Annotated in this window: 16 protein-coding genes; 2 read left to right on the top strand and 14 right to left on the bottom strand. The window is 45.7% G+C overall.

What is annotated here, in order from left to right; genetic code table 11:
- The first annotated feature begins 74 nt into the window (after positions 1-74).
- The gene (locus MKZ09_RS33700; protein WP_081394186.1) at positions 75-1487 is read left to right on the top strand and encodes an MFS transporter; all 1413 of its coding nucleotides are present in this window, start codon (positions 75-77) and stop codon (positions 1485-1487) included.
- A gap of 99 nt (positions 1488-1586) precedes the next feature.
- Here MKZ09_RS33700 and MKZ09_RS33705 read toward each other — a convergent pair whose 3' ends face one another.
- From MKZ09_RS33705 to MKZ09_RS33740, 8 genes are all read right to left on the bottom strand, one after another.
- Positions 1587-1754 (bottom strand): CxxH/CxxC protein, encoded by a 168-nt coding sequence (locus MKZ09_RS33705; RefSeq protein ID WP_063829780.1) that lies wholly within the window; start codon positions 1752-1754, stop codon positions 1587-1589.
- A 231-nt stretch (positions 1755-1985) separates the two neighbouring features.
- A complete protein-coding gene (cydC, locus tag MKZ09_RS33710) occupies positions 1986-3737 on the bottom strand; it encodes a thiol reductant ABC exporter subunit CydC (protein ID WP_076202239.1) in 1752 nt (583 codons plus the stop codon).
- A complete protein-coding gene (gene cydD, locus MKZ09_RS33715; RefSeq protein WP_076132902.1) occupies positions 3734-5500 on the bottom strand; it encodes a thiol reductant ABC exporter subunit CydD in 1767 nt (588 codons plus the stop codon). Before cydD ends, cydC begins: the two co-directional genes overlap by 4 nt.
- Positions 5500-6516: a cytochrome d ubiquinol oxidase subunit II gene (gene cydB, locus MKZ09_RS33720; protein WP_076202241.1), complete on the bottom strand. Its 1017-nt coding sequence runs from the start codon at positions 6514-6516 to the stop codon at positions 5500-5502. The genes cydD and cydB overlap by 1 nt, the downstream gene beginning before the upstream one ends.
- Complete coding sequence (locus MKZ09_RS33725) at positions 6503-7906, bottom strand: cytochrome ubiquinol oxidase subunit I (RefSeq protein WP_076105177.1); 1404 nt, start codon at positions 7904-7906, stop codon at positions 6503-6505. Before MKZ09_RS33725 ends, cydB begins: the two co-directional genes overlap by 14 nt.
- A 221-nt stretch (positions 7907-8127) precedes the next feature.
- Positions 8128-8355: a cold-shock protein gene (locus MKZ09_RS33730; RefSeq protein ID WP_036677829.1), complete on the bottom strand. Its 228-nt coding sequence runs from the start codon at positions 8353-8355 to the stop codon at positions 8128-8130.
- 92 nt (positions 8356-8447) lie between these two features.
- The gene (locus MKZ09_RS33735; RefSeq protein ID WP_019914582.1) at positions 8448-8648 is read right to left on the bottom strand and encodes a cold-shock protein; all 201 of its coding nucleotides are present in this window, start codon (positions 8646-8648) and stop codon (positions 8448-8450) included.
- 419 nt (positions 8649-9067) lie between these two features.
- On the bottom strand, positions 9068-10315 hold the full coding sequence (locus MKZ09_RS33740; RefSeq protein ID WP_076124305.1) for a S1C family serine protease: 1248 nt from the start codon (positions 10313-10315) through the stop codon (positions 9068-9070).
- A gap of 389 nt (positions 10316-10704) precedes the next feature.
- Here MKZ09_RS33740 and MKZ09_RS33745 point away from each other — a divergent pair, with 389 nt between their 5' ends.
- Positions 10705-10911, top strand: a complete 207-nt coding sequence (locus MKZ09_RS33745; protein WP_036677826.1) for a hypothetical protein — start codon at positions 10705-10707, stop codon at positions 10909-10911.
- Here MKZ09_RS33745 and MKZ09_RS33750 read toward each other — a convergent pair.
- The 6 genes from MKZ09_RS33750 to MKZ09_RS33775 form a co-directional block, all read right to left on the bottom strand.
- Positions 10880-11686: an MBL fold metallo-hydrolase gene (locus MKZ09_RS33750; RefSeq protein ID WP_036677825.1), complete on the bottom strand. Its 807-nt coding sequence runs from the start codon at positions 11684-11686 to the stop codon at positions 10880-10882. The two genes, MKZ09_RS33745 and MKZ09_RS33750, sit on opposite strands and share 32 nt — an antisense overlap.
- A 14-nt stretch (positions 11687-11700) precedes the next feature.
- Positions 11701-12441, bottom strand: a complete 741-nt coding sequence (gene yycI, locus MKZ09_RS33755; protein WP_036677823.1) for a two-component system regulatory protein YycI — start codon at positions 12439-12441, stop codon at positions 11701-11703.
- 38 nt (positions 12442-12479) lie between these two features.
- Positions 12480-13772 carry a YycH family regulatory protein gene (locus MKZ09_RS33760; RefSeq protein WP_036677820.1) on the bottom strand — a complete coding sequence of 431 codons (1293 nt, stop codon included), beginning with the start codon at positions 13770-13772 and terminating at the stop codon, positions 12480-12482.
- Positions 13769-15598, bottom strand: a complete 1830-nt coding sequence (walK, locus tag MKZ09_RS33765) for a cell wall metabolism sensor histidine kinase WalK (protein ID WP_036677817.1) — start codon at positions 15596-15598, stop codon at positions 13769-13771. Before walK ends, MKZ09_RS33760 begins: the two co-directional genes overlap by 4 nt.
- Positions 15598-16329 (bottom strand): response regulator YycF, encoded by a 732-nt coding sequence (gene yycF / locus MKZ09_RS33770; RefSeq protein ID WP_076124308.1) that lies wholly within the window; start codon positions 16327-16329, stop codon positions 15598-15600. Before yycF ends, walK begins: the two co-directional genes overlap by 1 nt.
- 191 nt (positions 16330-16520) lie before the next feature.
- Positions 16521-18068: a M23 family metallopeptidase gene (locus tag MKZ09_RS33775; RefSeq protein ID WP_076202247.1), complete on the bottom strand. Its 1548-nt coding sequence runs from the start codon at positions 18066-18068 to the stop codon at positions 16521-16523.
- Between the last annotated feature and the right edge of the window lie 223 nt (positions 18069-18291).

Here is an 18291-nt window from a genome sequence, read left to right on the forward strand (position 1 = left end):
ATCAACGCATGCTATATTTCAATTGTTCGTAAGTAATCGAACTATTAAACAATAATAAAAGGAGTGCTTCGCACATGACTTCAGTAAATAACCTCTCCGCGAATGCGGTTCATGAAGCCTCCGTTCCGGAAGTGCCTCTTCCACGAGAAGGCCTGCTGACCCTGCTGTTCAGTGTCGCTGTGGTTCTCGTCATCATGAATACGGCTATGTTCAATCTGGCGCTGCCTGATGTGACCGAAGCCTTCGGGATTACGGCTGCGTCCGCTTCTTGGATTGTCACCGGGTATTCCATTATGTTCTCGATTGCCTCAATCACGTACAGCCGGCTTTCTGATTTTCTGCCAATTCGCCGTCTGTTAGTTATAGGCTTGTTGACGCTGGGCCTCGCGGCTGTTGCCGGATTTTTCAGCACCAACTTTATCTTCCTGCTTATCGTACGCATTCTCCAGGCCTCAGGCGCGGGCGCAGTAATGTCCTTGTCGCTTGTCCTGTTTACCCGCTATATCCCGCAAGCCCGCCGCGGCAAAGCAATGGCGACAATTATGTCAGCCGTCTCGCTGGGTCTAGGGCTTGGGCCGGTCGCGGGCGGAGCCATCGTCGAATATCTCGGCTGGATTTGGCTATTCTCTGTAACGGCAGCTATTCTGCTTCTAGTGCCGCTGTTCCTTATCCTGCTGCCCAAAGAAGTACCCACCCGCGGCTCCTTTGATGTGCTTGGCGGGCTGTTCTTGGGCGTCGGCACGACCGGGCTCCTGCTGTTCCTGACCAGCGGGCTGTGGATTGCCTTGATCGCCGGAATTGTCGCCATTGCTTTATTTGTTGGCCGTATCCGCAGCACACCTGATCCATTCGTGATGCCGGAGCTTTTCCGTAACCGCTCATATCTCGTGTTGGCTCTGATCGGAGTTGCCTCCTACCTGTGCAGCTTTGCCACGTTATTCCTGCTGCCGCAGATTCTGACTCACCGTTTCGGCTTCAGCGCAAGCCATGCCGGGCTTGTGATCTTTCCCGGTTCGCTGCTCGCCATCTTTGTCTCCCGCTCCGTCGGGCGAATCATTGACCGTTATGGCAATGCGGGAATTTTGCGTTTTGCACCATTGCTCGTCTTGACCGCTACCATCCTATTCGCTTTCTTTGCTGGGCGGTCATGGATTGCCGTCATGTTCATCTATATGATTATGAGTCTGGCCTTCACGACACTGTCCAGTAGTGTATCCAATGAAATCTCTCGGATTCTGCCTTCTTCGCAAATCGGCTCCGGGATGGGCCTGTTCCAGCTGCTGCAATTCTTCAGCGGCGCGTTCAGCGTGGCTATGGCCGCAAGCGCTCTGGAATGGCAGCGCGGACTGCCGCTTTCTGCAGCCTACTCCAATATCTACTGGGGACTCTCTATTGCCGCATTGATCGCCATCATCTCAGCTATTCTCTACCGCCGAGGCAACCGAAGCAGCTCGCTGACCGACATAGTAGATGCAGCAGATGCATAAGACCTAATCGGCTAACACATATACTATTTCATGCAAAAAAAACACCCTGCGGCCCATTTCCGAGACTGCAAGGTGTTTTTAATAAATTTTAACAGTCCTTTAGACCACTAAATATTCCGCATTCTTCTCACATTCCGCACATTTGGCCGGCGGGTCCCAGTCCGAGAACTCGGTCTCCTTCAAGTCCACAATATCAGGTGCATCCTCATACTCGTCCACAAATTTGTCGATGGCTAACTCTACATGTTCTTTACATACTACATACATTCAACCAAGCATCCCTTTCTGTGCCGCTGCGGCCTAATACTCCTTCTATTGTTCTACCATACTTCCCACGAAAATGGAACTCCTATCTATCCATTCCAGCAATCTGTTCATCCATTGTCTATATTCTTGCCCTACCGAAAAAAAAGATTCCTCCCACCCCAAACGGGCAAAAGGAATCTCTTCACTAATCTCTCTCTAATTTCTATAAATGTTATCTGCAAACTCTCCCTCTTACCCTAGAAACTCCACTGGACGATCCAGCTCATACAATCTGCGGTAACGTGGTTCTTTTTCCATCAGCTCCGCATGGGTTCCACGCATTTCTACCGAGCCATTTTCCATAAAAATCACTTCATCCATCTGCTCCGCACCAACCAAATGATGCGTTACCCAGATCAGAGATTTACCGTTCATAGCTTCAAACATCGTCTGCAAAAGATCACGCTCCGTGCTTGGGTCCAACCCTACGGTCGGTTCGTCAAGAATGACGACAGGTGTATTTTGCAGCAAAATACGAGCTAACGCTATCCGCTGACGCTCTCCACCGGAGAAACGTTGCCCCGCTTCACGGACAAAGGTATTGTATCCCTCTGGTAACGAGGAGATCAGCGTATCCATTTTGGCTAATGCGCCAGCTTCTTTAATCGCTTGTTCGGAAGCCTTCGGATCACCCATGCGAATATTGTTCGCTACCGTAGTATCAAATAAGTGTGGGCTTTGATTTAGCACCGCTATAATAGACGGAATGTTATCGCCATAGGCAGCCGCCGCGATTCCATTAATCATAGCCGAACCTGCAGAAGGTTGGATAACCCCTTGAATAGCCTTTAACAACGTCGATTTCCCTGCCCCGCTACGGCCAATGATGGCAATTTTTTTGCCTTGTGGGATGTCGAGGCTGAGATCACGAACCGACCAGTTATCCTCTGATCCATAGCGGTAACCCACATTTTCGAGCTTGATATGAGCGATTTTTATGGTCTGAGGTAGAACATCGACTACAGATGCCTGTTCGGAAACTATATTCTGCTCTTCTCCGACCACTCCAGACAACCGCTCCAGCGAGTTACGGTACTGCGGGATTTTCTCCACAGCTTCGGATACTGGCAAAAAAGCATCTGCTACAGGAAAAACAACCAAGACAAATGCCGCAATCAACGTACCTGCAATAGCACCATCCGCATACTCCCCGGCGGCCCAATATAACATCGAAAGCACGCCAACTCCAACAACTGCTTGCCCGATGAACGCACGTAGACGCACCCAGCTGCGCAGCGCTGCATCCGTTTTGGCCACTTTTTTCTCATCTGCTTCATAGGTCTCCACGAACTGGTTTTGCCGTCCACTAATGACCCAATCGCCCATACCGAGAACGGCGTCAGTCAGCTTTTGATAGAGGCGATTACGCTCTACCTTCACTTCACGTTGACGTTTCTGGGTGAACAACAAAGAGATAAGCGGCAATACCACGACCAACACCAAAATATACAAAGCCATTAATAACGCAAAACCGATATCAAAGGTGCCCAACGCAATCACTGCAACCCCGTATATCAATAAAGCAATAACACTTGGAAATACAGTTCTCAGATATACATTTTGCAAATATTCGATGTCATCAGCTAACATCCCGAGAATATCCCCAGTACGGAAACGCGAAGACAGGAACAAGGCCTGTGGCTCCAAAATATTGTACAGGCGCACACGCATTTTAGAAAGAATCCGTAAAATGGTGTCATGCCCAATCAGCCGTTCCACGTAGTGAATGACTGCTCGGCTTGTTCCGAACGTACGTACACCAACAATCGGCACGTAGATCATCAGAATATTTTCGACCGGTGTAGACGCTTTTGAGATCAGAAATCCTGAAGTATACATCAATGAAGAGGCTGTAAAAATCGTCAACGCCCCAAGCACAATAATTAGTACAAACCGCCAAAAATACAACGATACATAGGGAGCAAACCATCCTTCACGTTTCAATGGATTCCCTCCAATTGCGACCCAATCAACTCATAATACGCACCCTTGCGGGCAAGTAACTCCTGATGGGTACCGATTTCTGCCACTTGGCCTTGCTTCATTACTACAATAATGTCCATATCTAGCATCCAGTGCAGGCGATGGGTAGCCAGAAAGACCAGCTTTCCTTCAAAAAGGGGCACCATCGTCTCCTTCAGCTCATATTCCGTTTCAATATCCAGATGCGCCGTTGGCTCATCTAAAAGCATAATTGGACGGCTGCTAAGCAGTGCCCGGGCTAATGCCACCCGTTGCTCCTGGCCACCGCTGAACGAACGGCCGCCGCCACCAATCATCTCATCTAAGCCATGCGGAAGAGTATCCACCAGCCCCGATAAACCAGTAGCTTTCACTGCCGCAGCAACAGCTTCCATAGAAGCCTCAGGGTAATAAAAACGTATATTATCAGCTAACGTACCGCTAAAAATATACGGACGCTGAGGGATATACGAGGTCTGTTTTCGCCAAGCCTCATCCGTTAATGCACTAACCGTTGTACCGTTAACTGTGATACTTCCTGAAGTAGGATGTAAGAAGCCACCTAATATATCCACTAAAGTAGATTTACCGGCCCCGCTCTCTCCGATAATCCCAATTTTGCTAGCTCCTTTAAATTGCAGGTTCAGCGCTTCCAGCGAAGAAAGCCCTGCTTCTTCATACTTCATGCTAACGTCATTTAATGTGAGCACGCTATTTTCATGCCAAGTGAATATTTGTTCCGATGTTTTTGCTGCAGAACCGACAGATAGATTACCGTTTGGACCGATTACTTCAGCCTTCACCTCATCTTGATCTATAATGCTCTTCATTGCTTCAGCGGCTTCTTTCCCATCCAAGGTGGCATGGAAATCTGAACCCACCAATCTTACAGGCAGGAAGTATTCCGGAGCCAAGATTAGAATCGTTAAGCCTGTAACCAATGTCATTTGTTCATTTACAAGCCGCAAACCAAGACTTACCGCTACAGATGCTACAGACAGCATAGTGAAGAAATCCAAGGCGAACGATGACAAAAAGGCCACTCGCAGCGTACGCATCGTCGCCGAGCGATAACGATCGCTGACCGTAGCAATGCTGTCGCTATGACTTCGGCTGCGCCCTAGAAATTTTAAAGTTTCTAGTCCACGTAGTGAGTCTACGAAATGATTAGATAATGTACGATACGATTTCAATTGCCGATCCATTTGCTTACGGGCCGTCATCCCAATCAAAATCATAAAAACAATAATAATCGGCATAGTTACCGTAAGAATAATCCCGCTCGTAGTGTCCATCGTAAAGACGTAAATAAGCACCAAGATCGGTGTAACAGACATCCCTACCATTCTAGGAATGATCGCTTCCAGATACGTGCGGAATTTAGTTACGCCTTCCAGCACTAGTGTAACAAGATCCCCGGTTCCACGCCCGCCCACCATTCTAGGGCCAAGCTGGAAGAGCTTGTCCATCATTTCCCTCCGCATAGTGCTGCCCGTTGCTTCCGCGAAGCGGTAAGAGACACGGCTCATCAGCATAGCACAAGCATGGCGCACAAGAAATGCAAGAAGGAACAATAGCGCAGTGCCCCATTGTTCCTTCAGAGGTTCTCCCGCAAATAGCGCAGAGATGACTTCTGCCAGCGATTTAGCCAGCAGAAGTATGGACAAGCTTTGCACCAGGGTAAGGAAGCCTACAATCAGAAAGACTGGCTTAACTCCTTTATACCCAAGCAAGTTTTTATCCATTAGTATTCAAGATGCTCCTTCTCGTGAACCCGTTTATGAAAAACAAAGTAACTCCAAATTTGATATCCCAATACGAACGGAAGGATGGTCAGTGCCACAATCGTCATTACCTTCAAAGAGTAATGGCCCGAAGCCGCATTAGTAATCGTCAAATTAAAAGCTTGATCAATTGAACTAATCATAACACGCGGGAACAATCCTACAAAGATAGAAGTTACCGAAAGCGCCATTACCGCTCCTGTCATTCCAAAAGCGTAGCCATCCTTCTTCTTCGTCATGAAGTAACCGGACAGTACAAAGGCGATAACTCCCAGGGCTACAATAATCATAAGAACCGTTCCACGTTGTTCGAAAATATCCGTCATATTATAAGTCATAATCACAAAAGCAGTAAATAAAGCTGCGAGCGGTATTAGCAATCTTTGAGCCAACTTGCGAGCGCGAGCCTGTAGATCACCCACTGTACGCAGCGTTGTGAACATGAGACCATGCACCAGGCACAGAAGGACAACAGTAAGCCCTGCTACTACAGTGTACACATTCACGATATCTGTGAACCCTGCATACATTTGCATATCCCCATCAATAGGCAACCCTTTGATAAAGCTTGCAAATACTACCGCCAAGAGGAATGGTGGCAGGAAGCTGCCGATAAAGATACAAGCATCCCAAGTTCTTTTCCAAGCTAATGAATCACGTTTACCTCTGAATTCAAAAGCGACACCACGCGCTATCAGAGCTAATAAGGCAAATACAAAAGGAATATAGAATCCACTAAACAGCGTTGCATACCACTCCGGGAAAGCCGCAAACATTGCACCCGCAGCTGTGATAAGCCATACCTCATTCCCATCCCAGAAGGGTCCGATCGAGTTAATCAGAACACGGCGTTCTGTATCATTTTTAGCGAGAATTTGTGTTTCCATCCCTACGCCGAAATCGAAACCCTCCAGGAAGAAGAACCCTATAAACAGAACTGCAATCAGCACAAACCACAATTCATTAAGAGATATCATGGGAACCCTCCTCGTTATATGGATCATTCGAATCGCCGTGATCGTTATCCATCGCATAAGGACCTTTTTTAATCACTTTAATAAACAATCCGACCAACACTAATCCTAGAATTAAATAAATCGTTGTAAAAGAAATCACGGAGAACAGAACTTGACCACTTGTAATATTAGGCGACACACTGTCTTCCGTTGTCATCAGTCCGAATACCGTCCATGGCTGACGCCCGAATTCGGTCATAACCCAACCGGCTGTATTCGCAATCGGAGGAAGCAACAAGCCCCATAACATAAACCGCATAAACCAAGTGTTCGGACGGTCCATTTTTTTGCGCCACATTAAGTACATAGCGTACATTCCCAATACAATCATTAACGTTCCTGCTAGAACCATGATCCGGAAACTCCAGAATGTCGTACGTACAGGTGGAATATAGTCACCGGGGCCATAGGTTTGCTCATACTCCGCTTGCAGCTCAAGCATACCTTTAACTTCACCGGAAAATTTACTGTATGAAAGGAAACTCAGCATATAAGGAATTTGAAATTCTCCAGTACTGATTTGATTCTCTGGATCAATGTTTGCCCATACAGTCCAAGGTGCCGGGTCACCACTCTTACCCCACAGTCCTTCGGAAGCTGCCATTTTCATTGGTTGGGTTTCAACCAAATATTGCGCTTGGGCGTGACCAGCAACAGCTACACCAATAGAAGAAATAATCCCTACGATGGCTGCAATCTGAAAAGACTTCTTAAAGAAAGAAACCTCTTGTTTCTTCAATATTTTATAAGCACTAATACCAGTTACAAGAAAAGCACCTGTTGCATAAGCAGCCAGTACGGTGTGTGGGAATTCAACCAGCAATTGTCCGTTCGTAATAAGCGCGAAGAAATCATTCATTTCTGCACGTCCATTATTTATCGCAAAACCCACAGGATGCTGCATAAAAGAGTTAGCCGCTAGAATCCAGAATGCAGATAACATCGTACCGAATGCTACCAGCCAGATGGACAGTAAATGTACTCGCTTGGAAACTTTATCCCAGCCGAATATCCATATCCCAATAAAAGTAGACTCCAGAAAAAAGGCTGCCAGTGCCTCAACTGCAAGTGGAGCCCCGAATACATCACCAACAAAACGTGAATAATCGGACCAGTTCATCCCGAACTGAAATTCCTGCAATATCCCTGTAACTACCCCTACTGCAAAATTGATGAGGAATAGCTTTCCCCAGAACTGCGCCATTTTTTTGTACTCTTCATTACCTTTTCTAACGTACATTGTCTCCATGATTGCAATCAAGAGCGCTAGTCCGATTGATACCGGTACAAAGAAATAGTGGAATATTGTCGTCGACGCAAATTGTATACGCGACAGCATTACTGTATCCATATTTGTCCCTTCCTTCTCCCCTTTTCGTTAATTATATTCTGTCAAAAATTTAAACTTCTTTTTGTGATAAATGTCACATAAAGATGGTCATTTAACGGTGAAATTCAAATGATTTGTGACAAAGATCACAATTTAGCATAAAGAAAGCAAAAAAAATAAGACGGTTTACCCGTCTTGAGTGGTTCGTCGTTCTATAAATGCTTGACTCATTTAGGTATTGGTTAGATAGAAATACCCTTCTTGAGCGATTTAAGATCGCCATTCGAATTAAGCAATTGGGGTAGCATCTTCGTGCTGCGAACCATTGGAGAGTCACATAGACGGCAAGAAGGCGCATGTTCAAATGCGAAATTATCCCTCATCCATCCGTTGCATCCCTCATTGGTACATGCCCAAATTGCGGTATTTTCTTCCGGTATTTCTTCCAAAGGTTTCTTCCGGTAGTTCATTGCCGTTCCTCCCATCCTGTAAGTCAATAGTGAGTAACTAGATATAAAAAGACCGTCCCAACTTTCACAAGCTGGGACGGTTTCTTCTATTATTACAGTTTTACAACGTTTTCGGCTTGTGGTCCACGGTTGCCTTGAACAACGTTGAATTCAACGCGTTGGCCTTCGTCCAAAGTTTTGAAGCCGTCGCCAGTGATTGCGCTGAAGTGAACGAATACGTCGCTTCCGCCTTCAACTTCGATAAATCCGAATCCTTTTTCTGCGTTGAACCATTTAACTGTACCTGTTTGCATGTGTGTTACCTCCACAAATTTAAATTAATATGTTCTTTTTATCTTCAAACAAAGAAAAAATTCACACATTGAAAAAGGTTGTATTACCGAATATGACAGCCCTTTTCAATGCGAGAATTAGGGACTAAATGTATGATTGATATCATATTACCACACCTGATTAGCAAAGGCAAGCAAGCATCCGAATATATCCGGTTTTGCCCTAATAAGTATTACCTTCCAATGTAAGGGCTGCCACTTAGTGTTTATTCCCTAAATAGATCCTTTTTCTGGAATAATTATCATGGTTTTAGAAAAATAGCTTTTCCAAAAACGTTACTTTTATCCGCTTTTTCAAGAAGGTACCCCCTCGGAATCGAAGGGGTAGTCCGCTCTACTTGTCGTAACTGCTATATCATTATATACCGACTTCCAGCATATTATTCCTGTGGTTTTTCAAGAAGTTTAACTGTTGCCTGTTTGGCCTCGCCGTTTCGATAGTAAGTAATTTTCAGATCATCACCGATCTTCGTATGATTATATAAGTACTTGCGAAGAGAAAGGGTAGATATGATGGATTGATCATTAAATTTGGTAATGACATCATTGAATTGCAGTCCAGCTTCCTTCGCAGGGCCAACGGCCTCTAGAACAACTACTCCATCCTTAACACTGTTCGGCAGGTTCAATTCATTGCGTTGATCTTCTGCTAGTGGAACGTACGGATTGTTCAAATCAACTGAATATACACCCAAGTACGAACGGGCAATATGTCCTTTTTCAGCCAGCTCATTAGCGATATCTATCACATGATTCGCAGGAATTGCAAAACCCAAACCCTCTACACCCGTGTCTGAAATCTTCATTGTGTTAATTCCGATAACCTTGCCATCCAGATCCACTAATGCGCCGCCACTGTTTCCTTCATTAATCGCCGCATCGGTCTGTATCACTTCTTGTTCCCAATCATATACGCCATCCTGATTAAGGGATACGGGAACCATCCGTTCAGTATAGCTAACAATTCCCGAGGTCAATGTATCCCCAAGTCCTAGCGGATTACCGATCGCAATGACCGTTTCACCTAGACGAAGCTTAGAGGAATCACCGAGCTGCGCGATGGTATCGATTCCTTTGGCATCAATAGAGAGTACCGCAATGTCGCTTACTTTATCCGTTCCAACGAGTGTTGCCTTACGGGTCTCTCCGTTCACTGTAACTACCTCGAGATTACCGGAGTCTTCGATGACATGATTATTAGTAATGATAAATGCTTTATTCCCTGTCTTTTTATAGATCACTCCTGAGCCTAGTGCGGACTCATCCAGAATGTTTAATTCTTCATTATCTTCTTTATGATTGATAATACTTACTACTGCAGGGCGAACCGTGGCAGCAGCTTGAATAATCCGGTCAAATGGATCACTACTGCTTGGGGCAACATTTCCAGTTGCTACAACCGGCTTCTGAGCAGTCTCATGACTCATCTGGCCTGTAAACATACTGAATAACAAAACTGCCACCACAGCGCTGACTAAGGAGCAAACGGCGGATATTTGCCAGGTAGATAAACCCTTACGCGATCTGCGTACAGAATGTCTACGATTAGCAAACGATCCCTTTGATGCTTCATCCCCTCTGGACCGCGAAACTTTAGTTGAATAGAAATCATCATCAAACAATCCCACCGAAAATCTCCCCCTTCTATTGCCAAGCGTTCACTGTTGGTAAGACCTGAACCTATAGCAACCACGTCCGAACCAAACCTCTGTAACCATTAGACTCCAAATATCACTAAAAAGTTTCACTTTATCCATTAACCCCACAAGAGTTTCGATCAATCGTTAGATTATGATAATCTTTTAATATATCTTCTCTATTAGGAATATTTTGCAACTTAAAAGACTACAATAAAATAGAAGTGTCCCTAAAAATTTTAGCTTTGCTCATCACGCTTTTAATTGTATCACAGGCAACCTGCAATTCGGGATTTTCCTCAGCTAAAACACCTGCGAATTTTTTACAGTTTTCAGTTCTAATTACACTATATATTCACACTATTAAAGGAGGATTAATTATGAGTTCTTTTTCAACAAGTATGGATTTAGTCGAGTTTATCGGTAAGCTTGGTGACTTAAAGGATGAACACTACCACATGACCCTTGCCTTTAGCGCAATGATCGAATTGATGATTGAAAAAGGCCTAATCTCCCGCCAAGAATTAGATCGCAAGACCGCTGAACTTGATCAGCTTATGACTGGCTCAGCTTATCCCATGGCGTAGGTTGATCATAATACGTATCACACAGTCTGAACTCACTATCTTTGAAAAAACAGCCCCGATCCTCCATTGCGCCGCGTACCGACATTTTTGCCAAATCCATCATATTGTGATCCCGGCTTAAATGCGCCAAATAGGTCCGTTTGGTCCGCCCTGTAAGAATTTCGCTAAGCGCAGCTCCAGCTGCCTCATTGGAAAGGTGACCCATGTCGCCTAGGATGCGCCGTTTCGTATTCCACGGATAACGTCCCATTCTCAGCAATTCGATATCATGATTCGCCTCCAGCACCAATACATCTGCATCTGAAATTGCATCTCTAACCTTATCACTAACATAGCCCAGGTCTGTAGCTACACATAACTTCTCTTTTCCATCATAAAAATTGTAACCCACTGGCTCCGCCGCATCATGAGAAATCGCAAAGGATTCTACTCGCATGCTACCGAAATCCTTGTGCTGGCCAGACTCCATGATCATACGGTTATACTCCGGTATTTTACCAATTCCCTTCTCGATAGCTCCCCAGGTATTGGTGTTCGCATAAATCGGAAGATCGTATTTACGGGCCATGGCCCCGAGTCCCTTGATATGATCGGAATGTTCGTGTGTAACTAGAATCCCGTCTATATCATTACCCGTTAGTTCACGCATGGCCAACAGCTCATCGATCCGCTTGGCACTAAAACCTGCGTCAATCATAAGTGTTGTCTCCCCGTTTCGTACCACCGTTACATTGCCGGTAGAACCGCTGGACAGTACTGTAAATGAAATCCCCATTTTCCTTACTCCTTCTACTCTGTTGTCTTAGGACTGATGATGTCCGCACTAATAGCATCCACATAATAGGCATTGCCGTTCTCCAGCATAAACCGCCACATCGGCGAAGCTACCTGACTTTCCGAGTTGAACAGCTCACCGTAATACCCCAGCTCAATCTCCTTCACTACGGAATCTGCCGGGAAATACTTCTCTATCAAACTGCTAAGTGCTTGCGATGCTGGAAGCACCTTCTGTTCTTTATCGCTGCTGCTTGTCCCTATTTCAATCTTCGGCCAGCGGTAAGCTACGATTTTTTGATCACTGTTAATCAACTCTAGCCTAACACGGAACAACGACCACTGATTTTGAACCAGCGGATGAAGAACAAACTTCCCAACCTCACTTTCCTGTGAATCAAAGCGATAATTGGAAATATCAGGTATCTTATCCTCAAGCGCCTTGCTAAGCTCTGAGAAGGAAGAATAGATCAGCTTGCTGTCTATAGGTACATCTAATTTAATTGGTGGTTCAGTCTGCTCTTCAGCAGAATAACGATAAGTAATGTTAGGAAGCTGCGGGGTAGAAGCCGGAATGGGACACAATACACGAATCCCTTTCTGCTCCATTACGGCTTGGGTCTCAGCAGACAGGGAAGTAAAATCAAGATTAGCACTAACCTGATCGCGCAAATCGACCCACAGCTGGTAACATAGCAGCAGATTCAGACCTAAAAAGGCGCAAATCAGTACATTTTTAGCTCTTCCCCAATCCATACCCGAACCTCCTAAATGTTATATGAACCACTTGCCCATTAATTTAAAGTAAGAACGCTGCCATCACTAAGTGTAACTTTCCAGACAGGTATCAGCTCCAGATGATCTTCCTTCACCTCAGGCACATAGGCAGGCGTTAAATCCTTCACTGCCGAAGTTTTACTGACCAGAGACAACCTATACTCCAGATCCGCACCTCCAGATAGCTCCACTACCTTTTTTACGGCCTTACTTTCATCTATATAGATTAGAGAACGTTCATAAGAGGATACTGTTCCCTGCTGCAGTTCCAGATTTATTACACCATACTGTAATGATGAATTGCTCATTATCGGATAGGAGCCGTACGGATAGGAGCCATAATATTGTTGAAAAGAGACCTTTCTCTCCTGTCTCCCTTCCTCTGTAGCCTCCAAACGGTAAGTTCCATTCCATCCGCCATGCTGGTTCACAAACTCTACAGCTTCCAAAGCATCCTTGGCAGGAGTACTTTCTCCAGCTGGAAGCGCCGCAGGGTCGCTATAGCTCATCCAGTTCTTACCCTGGTCCACCTGAAGGCTTCGTTTGCTGTCCGTATAAATCTCCGAGCCGTTCTTCTCCCGGATATATCTAGTGCTTCCAACATCGAAGAAAAGATTACTCTGCATTTGCTCTATGGTGTACATCCCGGAAGGCATGTCTACCTGAACCAGAGAAATCTTACTGTCTGGCACATAATAATCCCCGCTTACGGTCTTGTAAGGCGTCCAATTCTTACCGAAATCAACATGCTGCTGCACATCCTGAACCGTTAAATCCGCTTTTGCCGCTTCGTATATGATGTCGCCTCTCGTACTGAAGAAAATAGCATGGGCCTTGGAATCATTCTTAATGTTATAGATCCAAATGCGATCGATGCTTTCTCCTTCAAAAAGGGAATCTGGCGATAACTGCATCACCCGCTGCAATAACGTTACCGGAATGCCTGCTCCGAACGAAAGCTCAATCCCAGGGTTCTCATTGCGGATCTTATCCCAATCATAATCCTGTACCGAGTGCCGTTGGAAGCTTTCGAAGCCACGACCTTTTAAGCGATTCATGATCAAGCTATAGAACGTAGAGTCCGGATAAAAAAGCGTATGCTTGCCTTCCCCCATATGGATGATCATTTTGTCAGGGTATAACAGGTTCTCTACCTTCTCTTCCGGACCCATATTATCTGTCTTCACATACAGATTCTCAGAAAGCACCGCAGAATCAGCACCAGGCAAGCGGTAGATCAAATAATAGCTTTCAACCAGGCTTCCGAGCACGAGCAAGGCTAGAATGCATGATTTGATTCGTTCCTTCACGCCTCACTCCCCCTTTGCTCATTCAAAGGCAGGGTAAAGGTTACCTTTGAACCTTCATTTAGCTCGGATTGCAGGGAAATGGAGCCTCCATGTGCCTTCACAATTTCCCGGGCAATGGAAAGGCCAAGTCCGGTGCCTCCCATGTTCCGCGAACGTGCCTTATCGACGCGATAAAATCGTTCGAAGATCCGCTCGATATCTTTTTTGGGAATCCCTATCCCCGAATCACGTACAGAAATGGAGAGCATTCCATCCTCATTCTTCAACGCTTCCAATTCAATTGTACCGCCTTCTGGCGTATATTTTAGCGCATTGGAGACCAAATTCCCCAAGACCTGGTCGATTTGATCACGATCAAGCCACGCCGTGGTAACATCTTTGCGGACCCTTGTACTGATATCGATACGCTTTTGCCGAATTTGAAAAGAAAAACGATCCGCCACATCCTCCAGCATCTCGGTAATATCCGTCTGCTGAATTCGAAGAAGAGCTTCCTTGGAATCCAGACGGGAAAGGTGCAGTAAATCCGTGACCAGACGAATCATCCGTTCCGTTTCGTTGCGAATAACCCCAACAAACCGAACCGCCAGCTGCGGATCTTCAAGTGCTCCATCATCCAGTGCTTCAACATAGCTTTTAATAGTGGTAAGTGGTGTTCTTAGCTCATGTGAAACGTTCGCCACGAACTCCCGGCGTGATTCCTCCAGATTCTCCTGTTCGGTGACATCCTGCAACACAGCAATTGTGCCGGCAATGCCACCCTCACGACGATGAATGGGAGTAAACGTCACTCTTACGATATTAGAATCTTCTCCACCCATATGGGTCAGATGAAGCATTGCAGATTGGGCATTGCCTTTAGCCAGAGATCCGCTTTGTTCGTAATCTAAGCCCAACAGTTTATCTAGAGGAGCGCCTTCCGGCAACGGGCCTTCATTTCCGAGCATCAGTGCTGCCCGCCGATTCATCAGAATCACTACTCCGTTCTCATCTGTAGCCACAACACCATCACTCATGTTCGTCAGAATAGAGGTAAGCTTCTCCTTCTCCTCTTCATTCTGCGAGAGTGCTTCCCGCAATCTACCGGTCATATAATTGAACGCCTGACTGAGTTGTCCAATTTCATCATTGCCTAATACAGGCATTTTACGATTGAATCTGCCTTCAGCGACAGCCGTAGCATGCCTCGTCATTTCCTTAATAGGCTGCGTGATGGTGTGCGCCAGAATGACGCATAAAACAACCGTTAACGCTAGAGCTAACAGCAATCCTGAGATAAATACACTATTGATCCGGCCCATCGTGGCGTACAGATCCTTCATGTCAGCAGCAATATAGATTGCGCCCACTACCTTATCCCCCGAGAGCACAGGCTTAGCCACAACCTTTTTCCGCACATTATCATCAGCAATAATATATTCCTCGTTATCACTGATGCCCTGCAAGGCCCGATTCACAACCGTCTGGGTGTTACGCTGCCCGACATAATCATTCTGCGAGGGAACAGAAGTGGTGATGATTTTGCCGCTGGCATCCAGTACCTGAATCTCGGCCCCGTTAATGTACAGATTATTGACCATCCCGCGCAGACTTTCCACAGCGGTTTCCTCATCTGCCGTTCCAGCCTCACTACCAAATTTATCAGCAGTCAGGATAGACAACATCTCAGCACGTGCCTTAAGGTCCTTGGTGAAATTATCTGTTAACGAGTTCTTCATCGAGCTCACAAAATAAACCCCGATCAACTGCATAGCTATCAGAATCAGCAATACGTAAATAATAATAAGTTTTGCCTGAATTGTCCGGATAAAGGACCGCCACTTCATCACAGTCCTCCATTTTTAGGGCTATGCATCAAATAGCCAAGTCCACGCCGAGTATAAATATATTCGGGCTTGCTGGGGTTCTCCTCAATTTTCTCTCTTAGACGACGGATCGTCACGTCAACGGTCCGCACATCACCGAAATACTCAAATCCCCACACTGCCTGCAGCAAATGCTCCCGAGTCATCACCTTACCGGCATGTTTGATCATATAGTAGAGCAGCTCATATTCGCGATGGGTCAAGTCAAGCGGCTCCCCGCCCTTATAGACCATATACATATCTGTATCTATAAACAGATCAAAATGATAAATACCCTGCTTATTCTCTGCTGGTTCACTCGCCATCCCCTGTGGTGACGGTTTATGCTGTCTCCGCATCTGGGCTTTAACTCGGGCCAGCAATTCACGTGTACTAAAAGGTTTGGTCACATAGTCATCAGCACCAAGCTCCAGGCCAAGTACCTTATCAATCTCTCCGTCCTTGGCTGTAAGCATAATGATAGGAATGTCCAAGTGTGCAGAACGCACCTCGCGGCAGACGTCCATGCCATCTTTGCCGGGCAGCATAAGATCAAGCAGCATAAGATCGGGCCTTTTGGACAATGCCAGCTCCACTGCACTGTTGCCATCAAAAGCACAAATAACCTCGTAGCCTTCTTTTTCTAAATTAAATTTCAATATATCAGCAATAGGCTGTTCATCATCTACTACCAGAATCGTTCCCATCTGCATGTCCCAGCTTCACCTTCCTATCCTTACTTAATGATCATTCCTTTATTTTAACATACCTGTCTAACCGTCACATCCTACGAAATAAGCAATCCCCCTGCCCAGCAAAAAGAAACGGCTTTGCCGTCACTCGTAGATTTTAAAAAATAAAAACCGCCCGATTGAAATCGAGCAGTTAAAGGATTAAGTATGAATTATTGCAAATACTTCATTGGATTTACAGCAGTGCCATTCTTTCGAATCTCAAAATGCAGATGTGTACCCGTCGAACGTCCGGTGCTGCCCATTACGCCAATCTTGCCACCCTGCTCCAAGCGTTGGCCTGTAGAAACCGAGATACTTTTTAAATGACCATAATAGGTTTGGTATCCGTTGCGATGATCCACAATAACTACATTCCCGTATCCACTTTGCACCCCTGCAAAGATTACGGTCCCGGCATCAGAAGCTTTTATATTCCGATTGCTAGATACCATATCAATACCCTTGTGGGCACGGCTCCAACGCTCGCCGAAGCTACTTGTCAGGGTTGCCCCGCTAACCGGCCAACTGAACATGCCTGTTCCTTCACCAACAACCTTCGTTCCCCGATAAACAACTTCTGGCAGCGAGGCTTTTATAACGGTCTGGCCTAACCATTCTTCTTGAACGACCGTACCGTTTTCCTTCGTTACCCGATACTCCATTTCCTTAAGTCCAGTTTGCCCTGGACGAACCACTTTACTTTTGCCTGCCGCTAGCTGATCGCTCGAACGCACAACCACTTCCGGCTCAGTCACTATCTGCTCAGTCACTTTTTCCACTGTTACTACTGTAACATCTGGTTGGGGTACCTTCAGCTTCAGTGTATCTCCAATCTTCAACGTCAGCTCTTTCACGTTAGGGTTGTTACTATAAATCTCTTTTTGGGTGATTTCAAACCGTTTGGCAATCCCCGAAATCGTATCGCCCTCTTGAACAGTATAAAGAAGGGGGGCCTCTTTACCTTCGGTAAGTGTCTGGACCGCTGCCTCCACATCCAACACTTTATTAGGATCTGCTTTGATAGGAACGATAGAAATATCTTCACTAATCTCTACCGACTCTACTTGCTCTGGAGCCTTCGCTTTTGCAGCAGATGAGCTGGAAGCAGCCGTTCTTGTTAGCTTACTAGCCGTCGTTGCTACTTCTGCTTGTGGGACATAATGATTTTTTACCCCTTCAAGCACAGCATTTGCAGTTTCCTGATCCTTAACTATGCCAACGGCCTTGCCATCTACCATCAATTGCACGCCTACCGCATAAGCTTTCAGCATTCCTTCTAGTTTAGTAAGTGTCGCCTCACTATCAACTTCTGGCTTGTATGCCTTCTGCTCTTCTATTGTTATGCCCTCTGTTTGCAGCACCATGGTTGAATTCGGATATTTCTCCTGATATTCTCGTTGTTTCTTATCGTATAGCTGGTTAAGCTGCGTCTGATCGGTAAGTCTTCCGACTTCTTCACCCTTCACCAACACTTGATAATAGGTAACCGTGTTAGCAGCTACATACTTTTTCTCTGCTCCAACCAACACCGTAGCTAGAAGCACAAGGCCGACAGATCCCAAAATCCAAGCACGCCGAAATCTGCGAGTACCTTTCTCTTGTTGAAAGTGTTTGGAGTCGTGATCGAAATTGTGGCTCTGTTGAACATTCGCCTCGGACTCTGCTGGATGTCCATCCTGCAGCTTGCTCATCCGACGCATGAACTTAAATCCCTTCATGAAACTCTCCCTTTCAGTCCGCTTTTACTTCCGACAAAAGCGGCCAAGCTAATTGTACGACCTCGATTATATAGATTACGTCCATGTAAATTTCTGCGTATACTAGTGCTTAATTCCTGCTTCTAATGAACCTATAAAAAGGTTGTTAAGGAGGTTACAAAAAATTAACCTCTTGAGGTCCTTGTTTACTGTACCATAGCTTAGAGAAAAATTTCAACTTTAG

The organism is Paenibacillus sp. FSL R5-0908, assembly GCF_038006245.1.
GTDB classification, from domain to species: Bacteria; Bacillota; Bacilli; order Paenibacillales; family Paenibacillaceae; genus Paenibacillus_AQ; species Paenibacillus_AQ odorifer.

Coding starts and splice junctions, on each gene's coding strand:
- MKZ09_RS33725 (WP_076105177.1), bottom strand. CDS start 7,906: ATGGATACAGTAATGCTGTCGCGTATACAATTTGCGTCGACGACAATA.
- MKZ09_RS33705 (WP_063829780.1), bottom strand. CDS start 1,754: ATGTATGTAGTATGTAAAGAACATGTAGAGTTAGCCATCGACAAATTT.
- MKZ09_RS33750 (WP_036677825.1), bottom strand. CDS start 11,686: ATGGGGATTTCATTTACAGTACTGTCCAGCGGTTCTACCGGCAATGTA.
- MKZ09_RS33745 (WP_036677826.1), top strand. CDS start 10,705: ATGAGTTCTTTTTCAACAAGTATGGATTTAGTCGAGTTTATCGGTAAG.
- yycI (WP_036677823.1), bottom strand. CDS start 12,441: ATGGATTGGGGAAGAGCTAAAAATGTACTGATTTGCGCCTTTTTAGGT.
- MKZ09_RS33700 (WP_081394186.1), top strand. CDS start 75: ATGACTTCAGTAAATAACCTCTCCGCGAATGCGGTTCATGAAGCCTCC.
- cydD (WP_076132902.1), bottom strand. CDS start 5,500: ATGGATAAAAACTTGCTTGGGTATAAAGGAGTTAAGCCAGTCTTTCTG.
- yycF (WP_076124308.1), bottom strand. CDS start 16,329: ATGCAGATGGGAACGATTCTGGTAGTAGATGATGAACAGCCTATTGCT.
- MKZ09_RS33730 (WP_036677829.1), bottom strand. CDS start 8,355: ATGAACTACCGGAAGAAACCTTTGGAAGAAATACCGGAAGAAAATACC.
- MKZ09_RS33735 (WP_019914582.1), bottom strand. CDS start 8,648: ATGCAAACAGGTACAGTTAAATGGTTCAACGCAGAAAAAGGATTCGGA.
- MKZ09_RS33775 (WP_076202247.1), bottom strand. CDS start 18,068: ATGAAGGGATTTAAGTTCATGCGTCGGATGAGCAAGCTGCAGGATGGA.
- cydB (WP_076202241.1), bottom strand. CDS start 6,516: ATGATATCTCTTAATGAATTGTGGTTTGTGCTGATTGCAGTTCTGTTT.
- walK (WP_036677817.1), bottom strand. CDS start 15,598: ATGAAGTGGCGGTCCTTTATCCGGACAATTCAGGCAAAACTTATTATT.